Here is a 23,922-nt window from a genome sequence, read left to right as displayed (position 1 = left end):
GGCTTTCGCTTGAGCATGAAAATTAAAGAAATTATTGTTGTTGAAGGAAAAGATGATACAACGGCGATCAAAAGGGCTGTTGATGCTGATACCATTGAAACAAACGGGTCTGCAGTAAATGAAGCTACAATTGACAAGGTAAGGCGGGCCCAGGCAATACGCGGTGTAATTATTTTCACAGACCCGGATTATCCTGGTGAAAAAATCAGAAAGACAATTGCCGCCAGTGTTTCAGGCTGTAAACATGCGTTTTTAGCGAAAGAGGAGGCGATTGCGAAAACAGGTAAGGGCCTCGGCGTTGAACATGCCAGTCCTCAGGCAATCAGAGAGGCCTTGAAGGATGCCCAACTCATGCATGAGTCAATTTCAGAAGAAATAACGCAGGAAGATTTACTGAGCGCAGGTCTTATTGGCGGAGAAGGAGCAAAAGACCGAAGAATCATGCTTGGTAAGCTTTTAAAAATTGGCTATACAAATGGAAAACAACTGCATAAGCGCTTAATGATGTTCCAAATTAGCAGACAGGAATTTGCGGAAGCACTAAGCGTTGTACGTCAGGAGGAACAAAAATGAATAAAGATATCGCTACCCCTGTGAGAACAAGGGCTATTCTCGAAAAGTACGGTTTTTCCTTTAAGAAAAGCCTTGGTCAAAACTTTTTAATTGATACCAATATCTTAAAAAAAATTGTCAGCTTTGCTGATTTGAATGAAAATTCAGGAGCAATTGAAATTGGTCCGGGGATTGGTGCACTCACCGAACAGCTTGCCCGAACGAGTAAAAAGGTCGTAGCCTTCGAAATTGACCAACGATTATTACCGATTTTAAAGGAAACGCTGTCGCCGTATCCAAATGTGAGCATTATTCATAAAGATGTATTGGAAGCGGATGTCCAAGCTGTATTTGCTGAAGAATTTAGCGGGATTGACGATGTTATGGTCGTAGCCAACTTACCATATTACGTGACGACGCCGATCATTATGAAGCTGTTGGAGGACAAGCTGCCAATTAGAGGGATTGTTTGTATGCTTCAAAAAGAGGTAGCTGACCGAATTTCAGCTCGGCCAGGTACTAAGGAATACGGCTCGCTTTCCATCGCGATCCAATATTACACAGAAGCAGAGACGGTCATGATTGTTCCGAAAACAGTGTTTGTTCCCCAGCCGAATGTCGATTCTGCAGTAATCAGACTGACAAAACGGGAGCAGCCTGCTGTAACTGTAAAAAGTGAGGATTTCTTTTTTCAAATTACAAAATCTTGCTTTGCCCAAAGGAGAAAAACCCTGCTCAACAATCTAACAAGCCAGCTGCCTGAAGGGAAACAAAAGAAAGAGGATATCCTCGCTGCACTTAATGTGTGCGGGATCGAACCATCAAGAAGAGGTGAGACCCTTTCCTTAGAGGAATTTGGCCGATTAAGTGATGAATTATACCCTTATTTTCACTAGACCCTTTTTGGGTCTTAGATTGTCGACAAAGGAAATCATTCTTGGCAATTATTCATTAATGGATTGTCCCTGCAATCAGCAGGGGGCAACAACCTAAAGAATTGCAACACGCTCCCTTAATTGAGTAACCAGTGATATTTAAAATAAGCGGAGATTTTTCGGTTAGTCTACAGAAAAGGGCTTGGTTCGGGGGATATAAGCGGAAGTTTTCCGATTAAACAAAGGAAAATTACCCATTTTTACGTTTTTCGAGTCAATAGGCGGAATCTTTCCGTCTATTTGAGCTATTTTCAGTGTGATTTCCTAATTAAGAGAAATTTCTCCGCTTATTTTATCAGACTTGCTTTAGCGTCTAATGAACTTTTACAACTTACCGGTGCTTTACTGAAAAAAAGAAAATATAAAAAAAGGCTTAGAGATATTTGCATCTCTAAGCCTTTTTGACTGTGCAGTATACTGTGAATTGTGTTGTAAAATTTATGTGATATGCTATGTGATTAGGTTTATGATTTAGCGTTTCGCACCTCACAAGTAAGCCCGTTAGCCACTTTTTTGGTCTGGTTTTTTTTCACATGGACACCCTTGTTTGCATAGCCTATGAGAGAAACCCTATATGAAAGGCCTTTTTGCTGGTCTTATTGGAGTGACGGCGGTGGATATAAACATAAATGATATTGTCGGTAGAAAATCATATAGCTGTGATATTCTATTTCGTGTTATTGATATACGCATAATCAACGGCCAGAAATTTGCCATCCTTTATGGTGAGGATTTCCGCCTGGCAGCAGATGCCCCTTACGCTGATTTGGTAGTCGTTAATCAAAATGAAAGGGTGAAGCTGAGACAGGAATACAGGACACTTGAGGAACAGTCGTTAAGGCTGTTTACCCAGGATGTTGATTTATTGAAATCCAGGCAGGAATATGATGCAACGAGCGGCTATGTAAAGCCAAGCAGTTATTTCCAAATCCCAGGAAGGGTTCTCCATTTGGACGGGGATCCAGCCTATTTGAAAAAATGTATGGCATTATATGAGAAAATTGGCGTACCTGTTTTGGGCATCCATTGTAATGAAAAGGAAATGGCTGAAAAGATTGGTGAATTGATTGATCATTATCGCCCAGATATTCTTGTCATCACCGGACATGATGCCTATTCAAAGGCAAAGGGAAAGATGACGGATATTAACGCCTATCGCCATTCGAAACATTTCGTGCAAACGGTGAAGGAGGCACGAAAAAGGGTCCCCCATTTAGATCAACTGGTCATCTTTGCAGGTGCCTGCCAATCCCATTTTGAATCGCTTATTCACGCAGGAGCAAACTTTGCCAGCTCACCTGCAAGGATTAATATTCATGCGCTTGACCCAGTCTATATTGTCGCAAAAATAAGCTTTACCCCGTTTATGGAAAGAATTAACGTTTGGGATGTTTTACGGAATACTTTAACGGGAGATAAGGGTCTGGGTGGTCTTGAAACAAAAGGTGTGTTACGCACCGGGATGCCCTACCGGCCGATTCAAGAAATGGAGGAATAAGCCTTTAGGTACTCAAAGGCTTATTTCTTTTTAGGAAAGGGGGCGGAGCGCCTTTTAGGTTTTGTCAATGTCGGATACATAATCCCTTATAAATAAGGTAACACTAGGAATGTTGAAATTTAGTAGAAAAAGTAGAATAAAAAATGTTGACAATCTTTTTGTGGTACTGATATAATTTATGTTTTTGTTTGACAGTACTATGTCAGTGTGTTATACTTTACATAGTGAGGTGGACCGAATGCCAAAAACCTTAGCCGATATCAAAAAGGCTCTTGACACGAATTTAGGGAAAAGATTATTGCTAAAAGCAAACGGAGGACGCAGGAAGACAATCGAACGTTCCGGTGTTTTAGCAGAAACTTACCCATCTGTTTTTGTTATTGAATTAGATCAAGATGAAAATTCATTCGAGCGTGTTTCTTACAGCTATGCGGATGTATTAACAGAAACAGTGCAAATTACCTTCTACGACGATGCAGCAGCAGGACATGTAGCTTTAAGCTAGTATATAAGCAATGACTGGCAGTAAACATAACGTTTACTGCCTTTTGCTATCCTTTGTATGGAAAAGGGGCGGAGCGCCGCAAAAGCCAATTAGTATATCTAAGTTGAATGGAAAATATACGATTTTGCTATGAATTGGTGAAGCTATGCTCTGCTCACACCGCCTTTATTGGCAGGGATGGTTCTTTCAATTTATTTCCATGGTTGATGGTGATGTGGAACGCCCTATTAGTTTTGTAAAAAGGGGCGGAGCGCCATTGCGTTTTAAGGATATTTTGGAAATAGTGAAAATCCTTCTTTATCTCATACTAACAATACTGTGGTATGGAAGGGGTTGTTTAGATGGGCAGAAGAAGAGGTATCATGTCCAATCGGTTTAAAGAGGAACTTGCTAAAGAGCTTGGTTTCTATGATGTCGTTCAAAAAGAGGGATGGGGCGGTATCCGGGCAAGGGATGCAGGGAATATGGTAAAGCGTGCCATAGAACTTGCGGAAGAACAGCTGAGAAATCAGAACCAGAAGTCGTAAGCTAGAAAAGGCACTTCCGCTTTTTATTTAAACAAATCGATACCACAGACTGGCCAGGGAGTTCGCTCTCTGGCCTTAAATTGTTCATTTTTACGCCAATTCGCCCTTTTTCCATATGATAAAATAATAAATTTGTTAGGATATATCATATCTAACGTCTTACATTTATCGTTTTGTGGTAAAATAGGACAAAATGTGGATTTTCGGAAATTGGATTATACAGAAGTAGGTGGACGTAGTGAAGCTTTTAGTCAAGGCACCGGCCAAAATAAATTTGGCCTTAGATGTTTTACATAAACGTTCCGATGGCTTCCATGAAGTGGAAATGATTATGACCACGATTGATTTGGCAGACCGGGTAGAACTAACCTTATTAAATCAAGATAAAATACATATTCTCTCCCATAATCGCTACGTACCTGATGATCAGCGGAACCTAGCCTATCAAGCGGCACAGCTGTTAAAGACTAGGTTTCAAGTGAGAAAAGGCGTGATGATTTCGATTGAAAAAATGATTCCTGTTGCTGCAGGGCTCGCCGGTGGCAGCAGTGATGCTGCGGCCACTTTAAGAGGTTTAAATAAGCTTTGGAACCTCGGTTTAACCTTGGATGAATTAGCAGAGCTTGGCTCAGAAATCGGATCGGATGTTTCCTTTTGTGTCTATGGAGGGACAGCGTTGGCAAAGGGGAGAGGGGAACTCATCACTGAGCTGCCTGCACCGCCGACATGCTGGGTAATCCTTGCTAAGCCCTTCATCGGGGTATCGACAGCGGAAGTTTACCGCAGACTTGATATAAACGGTATGAATCATCCGGACATAAAGGAAATGATTGCGGCAATAACTCAACAAAACTATCAAGAGGTATGCAGAAATCTAGGGAACGTTCTAGAAGATGTCACCTTAAACCTGCACCCGGAAGTTGCGCAAATAAAAGACCAAATGAAGCGTTTTGGTGCAGATGCGGTCCTGATGAGCGGCAGCGGACCAACTGTATTTGGAATTGTCCAGCATGATTCGAGAATGCACCGCATCTATAATGGATTAAGAGGCTTCTGTGATCAAGTATTCGCTGTTCGCTTGCTTGGAGAACGGCACACACTTGATTAAAGACGCACAATAATGCTACTATTGGATGAAAATATTCGGTATTGTGAAAGATGCTGGTCTGTACCGCTATATACATGTTCGTGGAAAAGGGGCGGAGCGCCGCAGAAATGAATCGGTCTTGTAGCACTATATACATTAATGGAGGCTCGTTATGAAGTTTCGCCGCAGTGAACGATTGATAGATATGACGAATTATTTACTGGATCATCCGCGCCAGCTAGTACCGCTTACGTTTTTTGCTGAGCGTTATTCGTCTGCCAAGTCTTCCATAAGCGAAGATTTAGCGATTGTGAAGGAAACCTTTGAACAAAGAGGAATTGGAACATTGCAAACCGTCCCAGGGGCTGCTGGCGGTGTCAAATTCTTCGTTAAAGTAAGCCAAGAAAAGGCTGCACCTTTTGTTGATCTGCTGTGTGAATTAATTGCCAATCCCGAAAGGCTGTTACCTGGCGGCTATTTATATTTAACTGATATTTTAGGAGACCCACAGGTAGTGCAAAAGGCCGGGCGCATCATTGCATCGGCCTATGCTGAAGCCAAAATTGATGTTGTCATGACTGTTGCGACAAAAGGGATTCCTCTCGCCTATGCGGTCGCAAGTCAACTGAATGTGCCTGTTGTAATTGTCCGGAGGGATAATAAAGTCACCGAGGGACCAACAGTCAGCATTAATTATGTGTCCGGTTCAGCCAAAAGGATTCAAACGATGGTCTTATCGAAAAAGAGTATGAAACAGGATTCTCGTGTGCTGATTGTCGATGATTTTATGAAGGCTGGCGGAACGGTAATGGGGATGATAAGCATGCTGGAGGAATTTAATTCCCATTTGGCTGGTATTGCTGTGTTAGTAGAGGATGAAAAAATCCAGGAACGGTTAGTGGATGAGTATTTATCGCTCGTTCAGCTGTCAGACGTGGATGTAAAAGCGAAAAAGATTAATGTCCAAGCAGGAAATTATCTCAACATTTGGAGGGGTTAATATGAAAGCAATTCAAACGAATCAAGCACCTGCTGCGATCGGGCCTTATTCGCAAGGAATCGTAGTGAATAATCTTGTTTTTAGTTCGGGGCAAATTCCGTTAACAATTGAAGGAACGATGGTTGCTGGAGATATTAAAGACCAAACCCATCAGGTTTTTCAAAATTTGCAGGCTGTCCTAAGTGAAGCGGGTGCTTCCTTTGAAACAGTTGTAAAGGCAACTGTCTTTATCAAAGATATGAATGATTTCGCTGCGGTAAATGAAGTGTATGGTGAGTATTTCAATGTACATAAACCAGCCCGCTCCTGTGTAGAGGTCGCCCGGTTGCCGAAAGATGCGTTAGTTGAAATTGAAGTTGTTGCACTCGTAAAGTAAATAGATGTTTATTAACTGAAAAACAAGGACTAATCTACCTAATCTTGTCAGTGAAATGCCGTTTTTTACAAAAGTTCACTAATTTGTCGTAATTTTTCTAAAATATTTTGAATATAAAGAAGGATTCCTGAGTAAAATGTTGAATTTAATTATTTAGCATTTTATCTAACAAAAAAGGGTGTGAGCACATGGAAGTAACTGACGTAAGATTACGCCGGGTTAACACGGATGGAAGAATGAGAGCGATTGCATCTATTACATTAGATAATGAATTTGTTGTCCATGACATTCGTGTTATCGACGGGAACAACGGTTTATTTGTAGCTATGCCAAGTAAACGTACTCCAGATGGAGAATTTCGTGACATTGCGCATCCAATTAATTCAGGAACACGCGGCAAAATCCAAGAAGCTGTTTTGGCGGAGTACCATCGTTTAGGTGAATTGGAAGTAGAATTTGAAGAAGCCGGAGCTTCCTGAGGATTTTAACAACTAGGGCCTTTCTTCTCCAGAAGGCTCTTTTTTATGTTTGAAAAAACCTCTATGACAGACACTATGTTGTTTCCTTTCGCATTTCTCCCTAAATCTACATAATATTATAAAAATAACCACTTGTTGTTCATTCCTTGAAAAGAGGAGCCATTTACGTTAATATTTTTAATGGATAAAAAGGTTAAATTGGAGGACTGAACATGCATAATCGTTATGCTGTGATTTTGGCTGCAGGACAAGGGACGCGGATGAAATCTAAGCTGTATAAAGTATTACACCCAGTTTGCGGCAAACCAATGGTTCAGCATGTTGTTGATCAAATAGGGAAGCTTACAATTCAAGAAACGGTTACCATTATTGGCCATGGGGCTGAAATGGTGCAAGCCCAATTGGGCTCAAGCAGTCTATATGCATTGCAGGAAAAACAGCTGGGAACGGCTCATGCGGTCTTGCAGGCTGCTGGCGTGCTTGAAGAGAAACAAGGCGTAACCATTGTTGTCTGCGGTGATACTCCTTTAATAAAGGCAGAAACGATGGAAGCCCTTTTTAAACATCACGAAGAATTAAAGGCAAAAGCTACCATCCTTACTTCAACACTAGATGATCCGACAGGCTACGGCCGAATCATTCGCAATGAAAATGGTCTCGTTGAAAAAATTGTTGAGCATAAGGATGCAACAGATGTCGAACGGAAGATAAATGAAATCAATACCGGAACCTATTGCTTTGATAACCAGGCTTTATTTCAGGCATTAAGAAATGTTTCTAATGATAATGTTCAGGGGGAATACTATTTACCGGATGTTATTGAGATTCTCAAAAAACAGGGTGAAGTGGTCACAGCGTTCAAAACCAATGATTTTGCAGAAACATTAGGAATCAATGACAGGGTAGCCTTGGCGGAAGCGGAGCGAATCATGCGGAACCGGACGAATGAAGCCCATATGCGTAATGGGGTAACCATCATTGACCCCCATAACACATACATAGAAACCGATGTCGAAATTGGACAGGATACCGTTATCTATCCGGGAACGATGATAAAAGGTAAAACAATAATCGGTTCCGACTGTCAAATTGGTCCCAACTCAGAAATTGATTCCTGTGAAATTGGCAATGAAACTGTTGTCCGGCAATCGGCAGTCCATAAAAGCTTAATTGGCGCCCATGTCAACATCGGGCCATTCGCCCACATCAGACCGGATTCAACCATCCATGATAAGGTGAAAATTGGCAACTTCGTTGAAATCAAGAAGGCTGTGTTCGGAAACGGAAGTAAAGCCTCACATCTAAGTTATATTGGTGACGCAGAGGTTGGCAATGATGTCAACATCGGCTGCGGTTCCATTACAGTGAATTACGACGGTAAAAATAAATTCTTAACTAAAATTGAAGATGGTGTCTTTATCGGCTGTAACTCCAATCTAGTTGCCCCTGTTACAATTGGTAAGGGCTCATATGTGGCTGCTGGTTCCACAATTACAAAGAATGTACCAAGCGAAGCTTTGTCTATTGCCCGTGCACAGCAAGTCAATAAGGAAAATTACGTTGAAAAGCTTAATTTAAAGAAATAAGCAAAGATAATTGGAGGGCACACATGTCTAATCAATATTTAGATCCGAACTTAAAGGTATTCAGTTTAAATTCGAATATTCCGCTTGCACAAGAGATTGCCAAGGTTATCGGCGTGGAACTTGGAAAATGCTCCGTCTCAAAATTTAGCGATGGAGAAATCCAGATTAATATTGAAGAAAGTATCCGCGGCTGTGACGTGTATGTGATTCAATCGACCAGCTTACCTGTAAATGACAATATTATGGAATTGTTAATCATGATTGATGCCTTAAAAAGAGCCTCTGCGAAAACAATTAACATTGTTATGCCTTACTATGGCTATGCCCGTCAGGACCGTAAGGCACGTGCCCGTGAACCGATTACGGCTAAATTAATGGCAAACCTGCTTGAGACTGCCGGGGCAACAAGGGTAATCTGTCTAGATTTGCATGCGCCGCAAATTCAAGGATTCTTTGATATTCCAATTGATCACCTGATGGGTGTGCCAATTTTATCAGAGTATTTTAAAAGCAAAGAATTGAATGGTGATATTGTGATTGTTTCTCCAGATCATGGCGGGGTAACAAGAGCAAGGAAAATGGCGGAACGCTTAAAAGCGCCAATTGCGATAATTGACAAACGCCGTCCAAGACCGAATGTGGCAGAGGTTATGAATATCGTTGGTAACATTGAAGGAAAAGTAGCCATCCTGATTGATGATATTATTGATACGGCAGGAACGATTACACTTGCTGCCAATGCCTTAGTAGAAAATGGGGCGGCAGAAGTATATGCTTGCTGTACCCATCCAGTATTATCAGGTCCAGCGATAGAAAGAATTCAAAACTCAAAAATAAAAGAATTGGTTGTTACGAACTCTATTCAACTTCCGGAAGAGAAAAAGTCTGATAAAATTATTCATCTATCGGTTGCACCGTTAATCGGCGAAGCGATTATCCGCGTCCACGAAGAACAATCAGTAAGTACGTTATTTGATTAAAAAGATGTTTAGACCTTCCTGTTTTAGGGCAATTTTATATTGATAGTTTAAATAGGAAGGTGACTAAACAGATGAGTACGGTTTTACAAGCAAAGGAGCGGAAGGAATTACGTCATTCCGCGTTAAAGAAAATCAGAGACAACGGCGGTATTCCTGCCGTAATTTATGGTGCAACGGTTGACAGCAAACCGGTGTTTGTCAGTTCAATCGATTTAACAAAGACGATAAGGGCTGTCGGAAGAAATGGTGTCATTTCCCTTGATGTTGATGGGAGCAAGCAAGATGTGGTGCTGACTGATTTTCAAGAGGATTTTATCAAAAAGGAAATCATTCATGTTGATTTTCTGGCGGTAAACAAATCCTCGAAGATTAATGTCAATGTCCGGCTTGACCTCGTTGGTGAGGCTGCCGGGGTTAAAGACGGCGGGGTCCTGCAACAGCCCGTTCACGAGCTATCGATTACTTCTACCCCGGACAATATTCCGCAGCAAATCGAAGCGGATATATCGAACTTGCAGGTTGGAGAAACACTAACCATTGCAGATATACTTTATCAAGGTTCTTTTACCATCAACCATGAGGCAGAGGAAGTTGTTGCATCAATTCTTCCTCCAAGGCAGGAAGAGGAAATTAACTCAGGGGAACAGCAGGAAGAAGGTCACCCTGATAATGAAGAAGGCAGAGAAACAACTCCAGTTGGGTGAATAGAAAGCGGACGTAACCTACTTAAGGTTACGTCTTTTAGCGCATTGCCAGCCGGATTACTTTTAACAATGGGAGAAGAACAATGTTTCGAAAAATCTTTAACAGGGCGGTTAAAACACAAGTGGCAGGGGGACCCGGAATGAAATTAATCGTGGGTTTAGGCAACCCTGGAAAACAATATGAACAAACGCGGCACAACATTGGTTTCGCCGTCATTGACGCCTTAGCAAGCCAATGGAGCATTCCGCTTACACAGTCCAAGTTTAAGGGCTTGTATGGGGTTGGTGTTTACAACGGGGAAAAGGTGCTGTTGCTGAAGCCGCTCACGTACATGAATTTATCTGGGGAATCCATCAGAGCAGTCATGGATTATTATCAAATCGATATGGAAGACTTACTTGTTATTTATGATGACCTTGATTTGCCAGTCGGGAAAATCAGGCTCCGGCAAAAAGGAAGTCCTGGCGGCCATAATGGAATTAAGTCAACAGTCGCACATCTTGGCACCCAGCAATTTAACCGAATCAGGATTGGCATTGACCGCCCGGCACCAGGGACGATAAGCGTACCTGATTATGTTCTCGGACGGTTTCGCAAAGAAGAAGGGGTTCCCACCCAGGAAGCTGTCAGTAAGAGTGCCGAGGCCTGCACAGTCTGGCTGGAGAAACCATTCCTGCAGGTAATGAATGAATATAATCAGTAATTGTTCATGATACAAGCATTTCTTTCATACAATAAAGAAAAACTAAATGGTAGGATTCAAACGATTAAACAGGTAAAATTAGGTGAATAACTTCTTCCGCTATGGTTAATACTAGTAAGGAATCATAGATTAGGGAGGGACAGTCGTGGCCATCCATTACCATTGTCGACATTGTGGTACGAACCTTGGTTCTATTGATAAAGCATCCATCCATTCAGAAACCCTTGGTCTTCATAAACTAACCGACCAAGAAAGACAAGAAATGGTGGCGTATGACGCAGCCGGCGACATCCACATTACCGCCATTTGCGAAGACTGCCAGGAGGCTTTAGAACGGAATCCCGATTACCACCAATATGATTTCCTTATTCATTAACCAACCAGCTTTGGACTGAACTCCAAAGCGTTTTTCTATTTACATTATTATACTTAACTAATTGTCAAGCTTCCTTTAGGGTCTAACAGGAAGCTTACAGATTGCGTTTAAGAAAGGAGGGTAAAGGTTGAATGGTTTAAAGTCCTTATTTTTAATGCAGGAAGATGTTCACTCCATTATTGCGGGAGTGGAAGAAGGGTTAAAGGAACAGCTGATTGCCGGCTTATCCGGTTCGTCTAGAACGGTGTTAATCGCTTCTATTTACGAACAAATGAAACGGCCAATCATCCTGGTTACCCACAATCTATTACAAGCTCAAAAACTCTATGATGATATTGTCAATCTATTAAGTGACAAGGAAGTTTTTCTATTTCCAGCTAATGAATTAATTGCGGCTGAGCTAAGTATTGCAAGTCCGGAATTAAAGGCACAAAGAATCGAGGCCTTAAACCACTGGAGTAAGCAAAATCAAGGGATTTTAATTGTTCCGATTGCCGGTTTAAAGAAAATCATTCCTCCTAAGTCCCTGTGGAAACAATACCAGCTGCCGTTAACAGTAGGGGAAGATATCGATATTGATAAAACCTTATATACATTTGTCAAAATGGGCTACGTACGGTCAGAGATGGTCACAACTCCGGGGGAATTTAGTGTCAGGGGCGGAATTATCGATATTTATCCGCTAACGGAGGCAAATCCGCTAAGAATTGAATTATTTGACACAGAGGTCGAATCGATTCGTTATTTCTCTCTCGATGACCAGCGTTCCAAAGAAAAGATTACTAAGATTTCGATTGGACCAGCAACCGAAATCCTCTTGGAAGATGAGAATTATAGCCGGATTATTGGGAAACTTGAAGATGGCTTAGCACATAGTCTTCGAAAATTAAAGGATGAGAAAGCAAAAATACTGCTGACACAAAATATCAGCCATGAGCTTGAGCAGTTGAAAAATGGCCAAAAGCCTGACCAAGTTTATAAATACTTATCCTTGGCCTACGACCGGCCTCATAGTTTACTAGACTATTTGCCGAGTAATGGTCTAGTATTTATTGACGAAATTAGCAGGGTTCAAGAGATGAATGATTCGCTTGTTAAAGAGGAAGCAGAATGGTATACAAGTTTACTTGGCGGTGGAGAAATCATCCATGACCTCCATATTTCCCATGACCTGCCAATGCTCTTGCAAAAAAGAGAATTTCCGATTCTTTATATGTCCTTGTTTCTCCGGCATGTCGCCAATACAAGTCCGCAAAATATTATTAATATTTCTTGTAAGCAAATGCAAAACTTCCACGGACAAATGCATCTATTAAAGGCTGAGATTGACAGGTGGAAGAAGGGCAATTATTCTATTTTATTTTTAGGACCGGACGAAGATCGGGTAAAAAAGTTAGAACGTGTCCTTGAGGACTATGAAATTGGCAGCAGTATTTTAAAGGGCGGCCAGCAGCTTTTACCCGGTAAAGTTCAGATTATGAAGGGCAGTCTGCATACGGGCTTCGAGCTTTCCATTCAAAAAATAGCTATCATCACTGAGGAAGAACTATTTAGTAAACGCGTGAAAAAGCCTGCCAGCCGGCAAAAACTATCGAATGCGGAACGAATTAAGAGCTACTCGGAGCTGCGGATCGGCGATCATGTTGTTCACGTCAATCATGGAATTGGAAAATATCTAGGGATTGAAACCCTTGTCATTAACGGCGTCCATAAAGATTATCTGCATATCCGTTATCAGGGTACAGATAAACTATATGTTCCTGTTGAACAAATTGACCTTGTGATGAAGTATGTTGGTTCAGAAGGAAAAGAGCCAAAGATTTATAAACTTGGCGGTACGGATTGGAAAAAGGTTAAGAAGAAGGTCGAATCATCCGTTCAAGATATTGCGGACGATTTAATCAAATTGTATGCTGAGCGTGAAGCGGCCTCAGGCTTTGCCTATTCTCCTGATGGGGATATGCAAAGGGAGTTTGAAACCTCCTTTGCCTACCAGGAAACGGACGACCAGCTTCGCTCCATCCACGAAATTAAAAAGGATATGGAACGGCCTCGGCCAATGGACCGACTGCTCTGCGGCGATGTTGGTTATGGAAAGACAGAGGTCGCGATTCGGGCTGCCTTCAAGGCGATTGCCGACGGAAAGCAAGTAGCGCTGCTAGTACCGACAACCATTTTGGCCCAGCAGCATTTTGAAACATTAAGAGAAAGATTCCAAGACTATCCGATTAATATTGGCCTGTTAAGCCGCTTCCGATCTAAGAAACAGCAAACAGAAACAACCAAAGGCTTAAAAGCAGGTACAGTCGATATTGTAGTCGGGACACACCGCTTACTCTCGAAGGACATTGTTTACCGCGATTTAGGGCTATTGATTGTCGATGAAGAGCAGCGGTTCGGGGTAACCCATAAAGAAAAAATTAAAAAGTTAAAAACCAATGTAGATGTCCTAACCTTAACAGCAACACCAATCCCAAGAACACTTCATATGTCGATGCTTGGTGTCCGTGATTTATCGGTCATCGAGACGCCGCCAGAAAATCGTTTTCCGGTGCAGACGTATGTGATGGAATACAATGGCTCGTTGGTGCGGGAAGCGATTGAGCGGGAGCTTGCCCGCGACGGACAAGTCTACTTTTTATATAACAGGGTAGAAGATATTGAACGCAAAGCAGAGGAAATTTCCATGCTCGTCCCCGATGCCCGCGTGATCTGCGCCCATGGTCAGATGTCTGAAAATGAATTGGAATCGGTTATGATTAGCTTTCTGGCCGGAGAATATGATGTTCTCGTAAGCACAACGATTATTGAAACCGGTGTCGATATTCCGAACGTTAATACATTGATTGTTTTTGATGCCGACCGAATGGGACTTTCCCAGCTTTATCAACTCCGCGGACGAGTTGGAAGGTCAAATCGTGTCGCTTACGCCTATTTTACCTACCGTAAGGACAAAGTGTTAACAGAGGTCGCTGAAAAACGATTGCAGGCGATTAAAGAGTTTACTGAATTGGGTTCTGGATTTAAGATTGCGATGCGTGATTTATCAATCCGCGGAGCAGGGAATTTATTAGGCGCCCAGCAGCATGGCTTTATTGACTCTGTCGGTTTTGACCTTTATTCACAAATGCTGAAGGAAGCAATTGAAGAACGGAAGGGAGACCTTGGAGTTGCTGTAGTGAAAAAGTCGGTTGAAATTGACCTTGAGATTGATGCGTATATTCCCGACACCTATATTAAGGACGGACATCAAAAAATCGAGATGTATAAGCGGTTTAGGGGCGCGGTTTCGCATGAGGATATTGCAGAACTGCAGTCGGAAATGCTTGACCGTTTTGGCGAGTATCCTGACGAAGTCTCTTACTTGTTCCAGATTGCCGAAATGAAAGTGTATGCACTAACTAATGGTGTGGAACAAATTAAGCAGGTTAAACAAGAGGTAACTATTTTTATCAGTGAAGAAGTGACGAAGACCATTGATGGCAGCAAAATCTTCCGCCTCGGCAGTCAATTTGGCCGGAATGTAAACCCGGGAATGGAAGGGTCCAGGCTCAAAATTGTGATTAATAATAAGGAGTACCGGACAACACAATGGCTCCATATAGTTCTTGAAATGATAAAAGGAATCCCGCTGGCTAAAAGGGATAAGGAAAATTCCGTGAAATAAAAGATGATTCTTTTTAAACAGTGGGCTTTCTTCCATTTGTTAGACTATTTACTTTATTTGTGAAAAAATATTCCGAATGTGTATAGAACTTTCCAGTTGAAAGATACTAAGTTCAAAGTTGGTGGTTATTTCATTATAAGGAAACAAAGTCAACCACCAAGTTGAAAAATCATCAGATGAAAGTGAGGCAACATTGGATGAAAGCAACTGGAATAGTTCGTCGAATTGATGATTTGGGTCGCGTTGTCATTCCCAAAGAAATACGCAGAACACTGCGTATCCGCGAAGGGGATCCGTTAGAGATTTTTGTTGATCGAGACGGGGAAGTCATTTTAAAGAAGTATTCACCAATCAGCGAATTAAGCGATTTTGCCAAGGAATATGCAGAAGCACTATTTGACAGCCTCGGAAACCCGGTATTAATTTGTGATCGAGATACGTATATTGCTTTAGCTGGCAGTTCTAAGAAGGATTATTTAAATAAAAGTATCAGCGATTTAGTAGAAAAAACAATGGAAGAACGCAACTCGGTTCTCCATACCCAGCAGGCAGATATTGCTTTAGCCGATGGAAATGATGAAAGTGTATCTTCCTATACCATTGGGCCGATTATTGCAAATGGCGACCCAATCGGAGCTGTAATTATCTATTCTAAAGAAGGAACCCTAGGTGAAGTAGAACAAAAAGCGGTAGAAACAGCCGCGGGGTTCTTAGCACGACAAATGGAATCATAACTAAAAAAGACAGCCGCGGCTGTCTTTTTTGGTTTAAAGGAAGAGGGCTGGTTCTTTTAATCCCTTATATTTTCCAGTAAATGTCTAATTAGCCAAAACCCCTTGAAAAATAGCCAAAACCCTTGGAGAAATAGCCAAAACCCTTGGAGAAATAGCCAAAACCCTTGGAAAAATAGCCAAAACGCCCTCAAAAATAGCCAAAAGAATTTTTCGAAGTTGGATAGTCAATAAAAAACCAAAAAAACGGCCACTTACTGGCCGTTTTACAAATTAATTTGGGGAAAAAACCAATTCTCCACTAAAAAAATCCTTATTCTGATGTAAACTCCAAATCCCTTTTATAAATTTTAGTCCCTTATTCTAAAAAACGCTTAATTTTCGGAAACAGCTTTACCGCATTATTGAAAAACAAGTCTTCATGCGCTTCTCTGGGAATGAACTCCTTCATCAAATCAATATAGGGCTGCACTTGAACTAACGGCCAGTCGGTGCCAAACAGAAACTTCGAGTAATCATCGGTAAAAGCTAACGCATGTTTCAGGTGATTAAAGAAATAGGGCGACTCCAGCTTTTTCTGCAGATCAACCTTTGTTCCGACAAGCAGCCCGGATAAGTCCGCATACATATTGCGATTCTTATACAAAACCTCAGCGCCATCAAGTACCCACGGGTCGCCAAAGTGCGCCATCATGAAGTTAATCTCTCGATATTTCACCGCCACTTCATCAAGGGCTAGCGGGTGGGCGTATTTCAGCAGGCCTCGTTCCGAATACGTATCGCCGGTATGAAATACAACCGGCAGCCCATATTTCATCGCCAGCTCATAAACGGGACTGTAGACCTCATCATAGGCATAGAACGGATAGTAGCCAAGATAAATTTTTATTCCGACGACCTCCGGTTTCTCAAGCAGCGCTTCAAGTGCCGCTAACTCTTGAGCGCCTAATCGATACGGGTTAATCCCGGGACAATAACAAATGTTTGCGGGAATCTGAGCATCTAAATCAAGACCCATCGGCGTCGCCGCTTCATAATCCGGGAAGCCGTCCGCTTCGGTCTCCGTTAATCCCATGGCAATTCCAAGCACAACGTCCGCATCGCGATACTCCTGCGTTAAACCAGCGGATGAATAATCCAGCTTCGATAGATTCGTGGCCGTCTCCTTAAAGCTTGAAATATTAGAAAAATGCATATGGGCATCAATAATTCGCATCACGCACGTGTCTCCTTTCGGCCGCGGGTACCGTTAAAGCGGATATGTTTTAAATCTTGGAGTGCATCTTCAGGAACCTTCTCATCATTAAAGAGATAGAAGATTGGTGCCGTCCAATAAGTTTCCCCATGTAGCAAACGCAGCTTTGAAAAGACCGTATGATGGGCTACTTCTTTATTTAGATAAAGTTCCGATTTTCCGAGCTGATAATCAGAGATGACCTGCAGTTTTTCCGGAGCCGCTTCATGGCCAATGATGAAGCTTTGTTTCACATCAATTTCCATCTCACCTTTTCCAAAATACGCTTTATGACTCGTGGCTCCATCACGATAAGACTCGATCCAGCTATTTTCTACATTTTTAAAAGCAGCTTGGCTATACCAGCCTTCATTCTTAAAATATTGATTGGTATCCTGCAGAATTTCGGTGGTATGGCACATTACTGGTGCACCCGGCTGCAGTAAATAATATTGGTTGTAGGTAAGCCCCTTAAAGGATTCATGCTTTGAAATTTGAACCTGCAGCTTGATTCCAGTCCAACAATTCCCTTTGTTGTCGGTGATGGTAACAAACTCCGCTGACCGTTCCTCTTTAACAATGGAATTGCTGGATATGTTTAATAATGCATTGCGAATTCCGCCGGCCCAAGGATTCCACCACGATTTAGGCATAAGTGCAGGAAAGGACGTATCGAGCCACTCTTGGCCCTTATAGGCCAACGAATAGAGAGCAGGGAAAAAGTCCGGAGCCGCTTTAATGCTGACAAGCCCATTATCAACCTCATAAACGGGGATTCCATCTTGGACATATTGCTCGGTTTGAATCGCCGTATTGTCTGTGCAAATGATAAGAGAGCGCTGTTCCGATTGCTCCAATTTCAGGTCAGCATTGAGCTTGAGCAGCTTTACCCTTGACCCGCCCTCGAAGTGAAGTGGAAAAACGGCTTCACTTTTTGCATCTTCTTCAGAAAGAAGTTGTTTCTGTACGGGTTCCTGGCCATCCACTTGAATGCTGATCTCTCCGTCCAAATGAGCCAGCCTTTCATCTTTATAATGAACGGTGGTCTGCTCCTGAACAAACGGATTATGATTCTCTGGGTAAAATTGTACTGGTTGAGCGGTTGTCGCTTCAACAGCATGGACTTTTTTAAGGGCAAACGTCCTGAAAGCCTCCCAGGTCGGGAATGCCCCCATTGAAAGATATGTCGGTTGAGTCTTCGCTACCCCATTTGCCGGGATCACCCCAAGTTTGTGTTCAAAGAATAAGAACCAATGTTCAAATTGAACCTTTGTCTCACTGCTCCAGCAAATCCCACTTGGAAGAGCAGGATGGCGCTTGAAAATCCAATTCTCATCCAGTTTTTCACTTTGCCAATACTGAATCATTCCGTCCTTCAATTCATTGACCTCAATCATCTGACCGTCATAAGGAAAAACGGAACCGTACATGGTCTGGACGAAATTATGACTGTCATTCAGCCAAATTTCCTGCATCAAAGCCGTATCGGCAAGATTATGAATTTGGTAATGATGCTCCATCAATCCTTCAGCATAAACCTTGGCAATCGAGTGCAGCCGTAGGTCCGGATATGACTGTGAATGATAAATGGCCTTTAGACAAACCGCCCCTTTTTCTTCAAAAAGTTCAATGTGATCGGGACGCTTTTTCGAGAATTCGCTTGAAAAAGGTTTGCCAAGCTTCGGATAGAAAAAGAAAGGTATTTCCTCTTCAGAGGAGCCGGCGCGTCCAAAATAAAGACGATTATCAAATTTACTTAAGTACACATGGGCGAGTCCGTTATAGCCGTGCCAATAGTCGTCACATTCTCCGGTCAATTTGGCGCCCATCCCGTAAAACGCTAAGCCGATTTTTTTGGAAAAATAGATCGTTTCACCTGATTCCTTTCCTGCTTTTATTTGTAATGGCTGCTGATAAAAGCCGTATTCCGTTAAGCGGTAAGGAATCGGGAGGAGCTTCCGTTCTTTTGCTCTCAACAATATTTCCACATGCTCATCTGCGAAATCAATAAAGTGCGCTTTTGGCCACGTAAACGAGAATTTCACTTCTTCATTAAAGTGATTCTCCAACTCTAAATAGAGCTCCGAGTCGCTCTCAAGAAAGGGCAGTTCATTCGGAATTTTCGCCGTTACCTTGGCGGGGTATTTGCTATTAATACCAAGCTTGAAAGTCGCCTCTTTCCCATTTATCGTCACTTTAGCGGCCACAGTTGGGTGGGTGCGCCAAATATTTTGTTCTTCAGTAATTTCAGCGACAAAGAATCTGCCTTCGACAAACTCTGAGTCCATCACTGTCAGCTGCTTCACAAAATCAAACTGGATATTTTGATCATCGAACCCTTCAATCGCAATTGTTAGCGGCTCATTCGTTTTGTTTTCTATCTTGAATTGAATCGGGTATTCTGCACCAAAGATCAGATCCTGCTGTTCAATTGAGGCAGAGAGTAAATATTCGTCTGTTTCAATCAATCTTAGCCCACGGCCTTTGCGTTCATATTCCATCCGCAGCCGCTGTCCATCCTTCTCCCACTTGTACTCATAGAAATCAAAGCCACTTTCTTTCCTGCCATCGGGCTTCACTTCGATTTCTATTTTACGGTCATGGTACCAATCCGCTTTTTCAAAAAAGCCTTGGACTGCCTCTGTGGTGAGGACCGAAGGGATGAAGTTCATCAGATGAACAGTGTCATCGCGGTTTTCCCAGAAGAATCCGCATTTTTTATACAAGGGAACAGCCTTAATATTGCCACCCCAAGTATAGAGGTCGAGTCTCGGCCAGCCCAACTCAATGGTTCGTTCGACTGCCTTCAGCACCAGCTGCTTGCCAATCTTTTTCCCTTGGTATTCTTCGCGTACGTTAAGCAAAGGGATATAGAGCGCGCCGCTATCCTCACGGTACTCACTGACACCGCAATATCCGGCGACACCATTTTCATCCATTGCTAAATAAGTATTTAGATTAATCGAATTCTCTTCCTGCTGCCGAATACTCTCGGCGGTCGAAATATCATTTCCGCCGCCCCAGCCTTCACGGCTATGATTCCACATATCGGCAACCTTTTCAGCTAAATCATGACGATATTCTACGATTTTCATTTGTTAGCTCCTCATCCATTTCGTATTTTTTCACTAACCATCCTCGATTACCTCAACGTTTGAAAAATTAGTTAACTGAATAATGATCATGCTAAAAACCCCCTTTCATAATTTGAAAAAAATAAAAGACCCTGTAGCTACAAGGTCTTTCGTTCACAAAGCGTGAATCCATTAAACAAAGCGGTTTTTTACCGTTTCGTTAGGAATAGAATGGCAGACTTGTAGGAATGTACAGGTTATTGATCATTAAATTAAGCCGTGACACTTTTGAAACCATCCTGTACACCTCCTTCTAAAGGTAATTCTTACCACAGGGATAATTATATAATAGAGTATTTGGAAAAGTAAATTAATTAAATCGATGCTAGCCGGGATATATTGGCTTAATAAATCCAATCGAACTTATTGGAGCCCATTCCGGTTTTCCCGCATTATCCATTAAAACCCCCACTATGCTATAATTACCTCTAGTTTAGTTAGTAGGTGAAGCAATGAAATCCGTGAATCATTCAACTGCGCTGTTTAAAGGCGCGTTTATTTTAACAATTGCCGCACTCGTTACGAAAATATTAAGTGCGTTTTACCGTATTCCTTTTCAAAACATCGTCGGGGATATTGGTTTTTACATATATCAGCAAGTATATCCGTTTTATGGATTGGCGATTGTCCTGTCGACCACAGGCTTCCCGGTCGTTATTTCGAAGCTTTACGCGGAACAAAAGGAGAACGGGGATGATGAAAAATCCCGCTTGCTTCTTTTCGTATCCTTTGTTTATTTACAGATTATCGGCATCCTTTGTTTCCTCATCCTCTATGGCGGAGCCGGACAAATTGCAGGCTGGATGAAGGACCCGCAATTAGCGATATTATTAAGAGTTGTCTCAATAGTGTTTTTGATCTTTCCGTTTGTGGCTCTATTAAGAGGGTATTACCAAGCAATTGGCGAAATGGCCCCAACAGCGTTATCGCAAGTCGGGGAACAAACGATTCGCGTGATAACGATTATTTTTCTGGCTTCTCTTTTCGTGGAAAAGGGCTATTCCCTCTATTTTGTCGGCAGCGGGGCGATGGTTGGCTCGATTACTGGGAGTATGATCGCGAGCCTTATCTTGTTTATGTTTGTCCGGAAACGTAAAGAATGGAAAGTAATCGCTCCAAGCAGGGGGATGTTGCAAAACAACTCGTTGGAAGTGAAACGGATTGTTAAAATGCTCACTTTTCAAGGGTTGTTTATATGTTTAAGCGGAATGCTAATGATCTTTATGCAGCTAGCCGATTCGTTAAATTTATACTCCTTACTTGTAGCAAACGGCACGGAACAAGATCTTGCTAAGAGCTTAAAGGGGGTATTCGACCGCGGCCAGCCATTAATCCAATTAGGCACAGTCGCTGCGGCCTCGATGTCATTAACGCTTGTACCGCTCATAAGCCGTGAGCGATTAGCTGCAAAACGGGATTTTTTAAATCATAAAATTCAAGTAGCGATTAAGGTGAGTATCGTGATTGGACTGGGAGCTTCAGCTGGTTTATGGGCGATTATCGGGCCCACCAATGTGATGCTGTTTGAAAATGCCAACGGTTCAGCGGTATTAGGGGTGCTTGGTTTTGTTATTCTATTTACCTCGATTATTTCAACAATCATTGCGATTATGCAGGGGCTCGGCAGTCTGCTTTATCCTGCAATAGCTGTTGTGATCACCTTTCCGTTGAAATATATTTTAAACATGGTCTTCATTCCATTATTCGGAACGATGGGGGCGGCGATATCCTCGCTTCTTGCCTTAGGGCTGGTCACGGTTTTCTTATTGCTAAAATTTAAAAAAGTAATCGCAATCCCGCTGTTTCCAACACGTTTTTTAAGAATAGTGCTAACAGCGGCGATCACGATGGTTTTGTTTTTAAAAGGCTATTTATTTTTAACAAATCATCTTGTTACCGCAATTGGGTCAGAACGGCTGGGAGCGGCGTTGCAATCGTTAACTGCTGTTTCGCTCGGCGGTGTTATCTTTTTAGTAATCATCATAAGGGGGAACGTATTTTTTGAAGAAGATTTGGGGCTTTTCCCATTTGGAAGCAAATTACTTCATTTTCTCCCGCGAAAGGAAAGGAATTAACCAATGGTTAAAAAAATTGAAATTGTCGGGTTAGGAGCAGGCGACCTTGAGCAGCTCCCGGTTGGCGTCTATAAGAAACTGCTTAAAGCGCCGCAACTGTTTTTAAGAACGAAAGAACATCCAGTCATTCCTGAACTCGAAAAAGAAGGACTATCCTATACCTCTTTTGACAGCGTGTATGAAAAATACGATCAGTTTGAAGCCGTATATGAGGAAATCGCCAAGACATTATTGAAACTAGCGCAAACGGAAGCGGTGATTTACGCTGTTCCGGGACACCCACTCGTTGCCGAGCAGACAGTGCAGCTCCTTTTGGAATACGGACCAAAGGAAGATGTGGAAATCATCATTGGCGGCGGGCAGAGCTTCCTTGATGCCCTGTTTGCTTCATTGAAAATCGACCCGGTTGAAGGGTTTCAATTGCTCGATGGCACGGCGCTCACAGCCTCCCAGCTGCAAATCGACCAGCATATCATCATTAGCCAGGTATACGACCAATTCGTTGCCTCGAATGTAAAGCTAACGTTAATGGAGAAATTACCTGATAATTACCAGGTGTATATCGTTACAGCAGCAGGAAGTAAACAGGAGCACATCGAAAAACTGCCATTGTATGAATTGGACCGAAATGTCTCAATCAATAACCTCACATCGGTCTATGTCCCGCCAGTGACAGAAGAGGAAATTTTATTAAAAAATTTCTCGAAGCTGCGCGCGATTATCGCTGAATTAAGGGGTCCAAACGGCTGCCCGTGGGATAAGGAACAAACCCATGAGTCATTAAAAAAGTACTTAATCGAAGAAACGTACGAAGTCATTGACGCGATTGACAGTGAAGATATAGACCACTTAATAGAAGAACTGGGGGATGTCCTGCTACAGGTGCTGCTTCATGCCCAAATTGGTGAGGATGAAGGCTATTTTTCCATTGATGATGTGATCGAAGGTGTGTCGGCAAAAATGATTCGCAGGCATCCCCATGTGTTCGGAAATGTTATTGCTGTGAATAGTGAAGAAGTCTTGCAAAATTGGCAGGAAATTAAGAAACAGGAAAAGGGGAAAGCACCATCCACCATCCTTGAGGGAGTCGCAAAATCGGTACCGAATTTATTAAGGGCCTATGAATTGCAAAGATTAGCGGCAAAGGTTGGCTTTGATTGGCAGGAAATTACCCCTGCTCTGGCGAAAGTGAAAGAAGAGCTTGATGAATTTACCGCTGAATTGGATGGAACGGCGGAAGGCTTCGAGCGTGCAAAAAAGGAGTTTGGCGATTTATTATTTGCCTTTGTCAATGTGGCCCGATTCTTAAAAATTCATCCCGAAGAAGCACTTTATGAAACAAATGAAAAGTTTACGCGCCGGTTTCAGTACATTGAGGAAAATGTAAAGGCAAGCGGCAGATCGTTTGAGGACTATACCCTTGATGAGCTCGATCAATACTGGGACGAAGCCAAACGAAACGGATTATAGAAAAGAGGGGAAATAATCATGCGTTTAGATAAGTTTTTAAAAGTTTCAAGATTAATTAAACGGAGAACATTAGCCAAAGAAGTTTCTGATCAAGGCAGAATTGAAATTAATGGGAAAGAGGCAAAGGCCAGCTCCACTGTTAAAGTCGGCGACGAGTTAACCATTCGCCTTGGACAGAGAAAGGTAACGGCAAGAATTGACCGAATTCAAGAAACATCCCGTAAAGACGAAGCAGCGGAGATGTATACGATTTTAAACGAAGAGAGACTCGGCTCAATCGACTAAAGCAAGTTGTCTAGCTC

Annotated in this window: 21 protein-coding genes; 19 read left to right on the top strand and 2 right to left on the bottom strand. The window is 42.3% G+C overall.

The genetic code is table 11. The features are described 5' to 3' along the window. Positions 1-15: 15 nt before the first annotated feature. The 16 genes from rnmV to spoVT all read left to right on the top strand — a co-directional run bounded on the left by rnmV (position 16) and on the right by spoVT (position 15,710). Entirely contained in the window at positions 16-573 is a 558-nt protein-coding gene (gene rnmV, locus BANVL01_RS22395; protein WP_066097163.1) for a ribonuclease M5, read from the top strand. Beyond that, on the top strand, positions 570-1,448 hold the full coding sequence (rsmA, locus tag BANVL01_RS22390; protein WP_066094490.1) for a 16S rRNA (adenine(1518)-N(6)/adenine(1519)-N(6))-dimethyltransferase RsmA: 879 nt from the start codon (positions 570-572) through the stop codon (positions 1,446-1,448). Before rnmV ends, rsmA begins: the two co-directional genes overlap by 4 nt. Positions 1,449-2,061: 613 nt before the next feature. Continuing rightward, on the top strand, positions 2,062-2,985 hold the full coding sequence (yabG, locus tag BANVL01_RS22385; protein WP_425311853.1) for a sporulation peptidase YabG: 924 nt from the start codon (positions 2,062-2,064) through the stop codon (positions 2,983-2,985). Between the two features lie 238 nt (positions 2,986-3,223). Further along, entirely contained in the window at positions 3,224-3,490 is a 267-nt protein-coding gene (gene veg / locus BANVL01_RS22380; protein WP_066094493.1) for a biofilm formation stimulator Veg, read from the top strand. A gap of 341 nt (positions 3,491-3,831) precedes the next feature. Then, complete coding sequence (locus BANVL01_RS22375; RefSeq protein ID WP_066094496.1) at positions 3,832-4,017, top strand: small, acid-soluble spore protein, alpha/beta type; 186 nt, start codon at positions 3,832-3,834, stop codon at positions 4,015-4,017. Positions 4,018-4,255: 238 nt separating this feature from the next. Then, positions 4,256-5,125, top strand: coding sequence for a 4-(cytidine 5'-diphospho)-2-C-methyl-D-erythritol kinase (gene ispE, locus BANVL01_RS22370; protein WP_066094499.1), 870 nt, complete (start codon positions 4,256-4,258; stop codon positions 5,123-5,125). 151 nt (positions 5,126-5,276) lie between these two features. Beyond that, entirely contained in the window at positions 5,277-6,104 is an 828-nt protein-coding gene (purR, locus tag BANVL01_RS22365) for a pur operon repressor (protein WP_066094502.1), read from the top strand. A gap of 1 nt (position 6,105) precedes the next feature. Next, positions 6,106-6,480, top strand: a complete 375-nt coding sequence (gene ridA / locus BANVL01_RS22360) for a 2-iminobutanoate/2-iminopropanoate deaminase (protein ID WP_066094505.1) — start codon at positions 6,106-6,108, stop codon at positions 6,478-6,480. Positions 6,481-6,668: 188 nt separating this feature from the next. Further along, on the top strand, positions 6,669-6,959 hold the full coding sequence (spoVG, locus tag BANVL01_RS22355) for a septation regulator SpoVG (protein WP_003347151.1): 291 nt from the start codon (positions 6,669-6,671) through the stop codon (positions 6,957-6,959). Positions 6,960-7,171: 212 nt separating this feature from the next. Next, complete coding sequence (gene glmU, locus BANVL01_RS22350; protein WP_066094508.1) at positions 7,172-8,545, top strand: bifunctional UDP-N-acetylglucosamine diphosphorylase/glucosamine-1-phosphate N-acetyltransferase GlmU; 1,374 nt, start codon at positions 7,172-7,174, stop codon at positions 8,543-8,545. 23 nt (positions 8,546-8,568) lie between these two features. Continuing rightward, a complete protein-coding gene (locus BANVL01_RS22345) occupies positions 8,569-9,525 on the top strand; it encodes a ribose-phosphate diphosphokinase (protein ID WP_066094511.1) in 957 nt (318 codons plus the stop codon). Positions 9,526-9,596: 71 nt separating this feature from the next. After that, complete coding sequence (locus BANVL01_RS22340) at positions 9,597-10,229, top strand: 50S ribosomal protein L25/general stress protein Ctc (protein ID WP_066094514.1); 633 nt, start codon at positions 9,597-9,599, stop codon at positions 10,227-10,229. A gap of 140 nt (positions 10,230-10,369) precedes the next feature. Further along, positions 10,370-10,933, top strand: coding sequence for an aminoacyl-tRNA hydrolase (gene pth, locus BANVL01_RS22335; protein WP_066097167.1), 564 nt, complete (start codon positions 10,370-10,372; stop codon positions 10,931-10,933). Between the two features lie 145 nt (positions 10,934-11,078). Then, on the top strand, positions 11,079-11,309 hold the full coding sequence (gene fin, locus BANVL01_RS22330; RefSeq protein WP_066094517.1) for an anti-sigma-F factor Fin: 231 nt from the start codon (positions 11,079-11,081) through the stop codon (positions 11,307-11,309). A 127-nt stretch (positions 11,310-11,436) separates the two neighbouring features. Continuing rightward, positions 11,437-14,976, top strand: coding sequence for a transcription-repair coupling factor (gene mfd, locus BANVL01_RS22325; protein WP_066094520.1), 3,540 nt, complete (start codon positions 11,437-11,439; stop codon positions 14,974-14,976). Between the two features lie 197 nt (positions 14,977-15,173). After that, complete coding sequence (gene spoVT / locus BANVL01_RS22320; protein ID WP_066094523.1) at positions 15,174-15,710, top strand: stage V sporulation protein T; 537 nt, start codon at positions 15,174-15,176, stop codon at positions 15,708-15,710. 355 nt (positions 15,711-16,065) lie between these two features. Here the strand turns inward: spoVT and BANVL01_RS22315 are convergent, their stop codons facing one another. Both BANVL01_RS22315 and BANVL01_RS22310 read right to left on the bottom strand, forming a co-directional pair. Beyond that, a complete protein-coding gene (locus tag BANVL01_RS22315) occupies positions 16,066-16,923 on the bottom strand; it encodes a TatD family hydrolase (protein ID WP_066094525.1) in 858 nt (285 codons plus the stop codon). Beyond that, on the bottom strand, positions 16,923-20,036 hold the full coding sequence (locus BANVL01_RS22310; protein WP_066094528.1) for a GNAT family N-acetyltransferase: 3,114 nt from the start codon (positions 20,034-20,036) through the stop codon (positions 16,923-16,925). The genes BANVL01_RS22315 and BANVL01_RS22310 overlap by 1 nt, the downstream gene beginning before the upstream one ends. Positions 20,037-20,527: 491 nt before the next feature. On the opposite strand from BANVL01_RS22310, the gene BANVL01_RS22305 reads away from it, so the two are divergent. The 3 genes from BANVL01_RS22305 to BANVL01_RS22295 are packed head-to-tail and all read left to right on the top strand — an operon-like array spanning position 20,528 to position 23,905. Continuing rightward, positions 20,528-22,150 carry a putative polysaccharide biosynthesis protein gene (locus BANVL01_RS22305; RefSeq protein ID WP_066094530.1) on the top strand — a complete coding sequence of 541 codons (1,623 nt, stop codon included), beginning with the start codon at positions 20,528-20,530 and terminating at the stop codon, positions 22,148-22,150. 3 nt (positions 22,151-22,153) lie between these two features. Continuing rightward, positions 22,154-23,620 carry a bifunctional methyltransferase/pyrophosphohydrolase YabN gene (gene yabN, locus BANVL01_RS22300; RefSeq protein WP_066094537.1) on the top strand — a complete coding sequence of 489 codons (1,467 nt, stop codon included), beginning with the start codon at positions 22,154-22,156 and terminating at the stop codon, positions 23,618-23,620. Positions 23,621-23,638: 18 nt separating this feature from the next. Beyond that, positions 23,639-23,905, top strand: coding sequence for an RNA-binding S4 domain-containing protein (locus tag BANVL01_RS22295; RefSeq protein WP_066094539.1), 267 nt, complete (start codon positions 23,639-23,641; stop codon positions 23,903-23,905). The last annotated feature ends 17 nt before the right edge of the window (positions 23,906-23,922 follow it).

Source organism: Neobacillus novalis NBRC 102450 (assembly GCF_001591805.1).
GTDB classification, from domain to species: Bacteria; Bacillota; Bacilli; order Bacillales; family Cytobacillaceae; genus Neobacillus; species Neobacillus novalis.
This window is presented reverse-complemented; position numbering and strand designations above follow the sequence as displayed.

Excerpts from the sequence above, each read along its gene's own strand:
- rnmV (WP_066097163.1), top strand. The coding sequence starts at position 16 with ATGAAAATTAAAGAAATTATTGTTGTTGAAGGAAAAGATGATACAACG.
- rsmA (WP_066094490.1), top strand. The coding sequence starts at position 570 with ATGAATAAAGATATCGCTACCCCTGTGAGAACAAGGGCTATTCTCGAA.
- yabG (WP_425311853.1), top strand. The coding sequence starts at position 2,062 with ATGAAAGGCCTTTTTGCTGGTCTTATTGGAGTGACGGCGGTGGATATA.
- veg (WP_066094493.1), top strand. The coding sequence starts at position 3,224 with ATGCCAAAAACCTTAGCCGATATCAAAAAGGCTCTTGACACGAATTTA.
- BANVL01_RS22375 (WP_066094496.1), top strand. The coding sequence starts at position 3,832 with ATGGGCAGAAGAAGAGGTATCATGTCCAATCGGTTTAAAGAGGAACTT.
- purR (WP_066094502.1), top strand. The coding sequence starts at position 5,277 with ATGAAGTTTCGCCGCAGTGAACGATTGATAGATATGACGAATTATTTA.
- ridA (WP_066094505.1), top strand. The coding sequence starts at position 6,106 with ATGAAAGCAATTCAAACGAATCAAGCACCTGCTGCGATCGGGCCTTAT.
- spoVG (WP_003347151.1), top strand. The coding sequence starts at position 6,669 with ATGGAAGTAACTGACGTAAGATTACGCCGGGTTAACACGGATGGAAGA.
- glmU (WP_066094508.1), top strand. The coding sequence starts at position 7,172 with ATGCATAATCGTTATGCTGTGATTTTGGCTGCAGGACAAGGGACGCGG.
- BANVL01_RS22345 (WP_066094511.1), top strand. The coding sequence starts at position 8,569 with ATGTCTAATCAATATTTAGATCCGAACTTAAAGGTATTCAGTTTAAAT.
- BANVL01_RS22340 (WP_066094514.1), top strand. The coding sequence starts at position 9,597 with ATGAGTACGGTTTTACAAGCAAAGGAGCGGAAGGAATTACGTCATTCC.
- pth (WP_066097167.1), top strand. The coding sequence starts at position 10,370 with ATGAAATTAATCGTGGGTTTAGGCAACCCTGGAAAACAATATGAACAA.
- spoVT (WP_066094523.1), top strand. The coding sequence starts at position 15,174 with ATGAAAGCAACTGGAATAGTTCGTCGAATTGATGATTTGGGTCGCGTT.
- BANVL01_RS22315 (WP_066094525.1), bottom strand. The coding sequence starts at position 16,923 with ATGCGAATTATTGATGCCCATATGCATTTTTCTAATATTTCAAGCTTT.
- BANVL01_RS22310 (WP_066094528.1), bottom strand. The coding sequence starts at position 20,036 with ATGAAAATCGTAGAATATCGTCATGATTTAGCTGAAAAGGTTGCCGAT.
- BANVL01_RS22305 (WP_066094530.1), top strand. The coding sequence starts at position 20,528 with ATGAAATCCGTGAATCATTCAACTGCGCTGTTTAAAGGCGCGTTTATT.
- yabN (WP_066094537.1), top strand. The coding sequence starts at position 22,154 with ATGGTTAAAAAAATTGAAATTGTCGGGTTAGGAGCAGGCGACCTTGAG.
- BANVL01_RS22295 (WP_066094539.1), top strand. The coding sequence starts at position 23,639 with ATGCGTTTAGATAAGTTTTTAAAAGTTTCAAGATTAATTAAACGGAGA.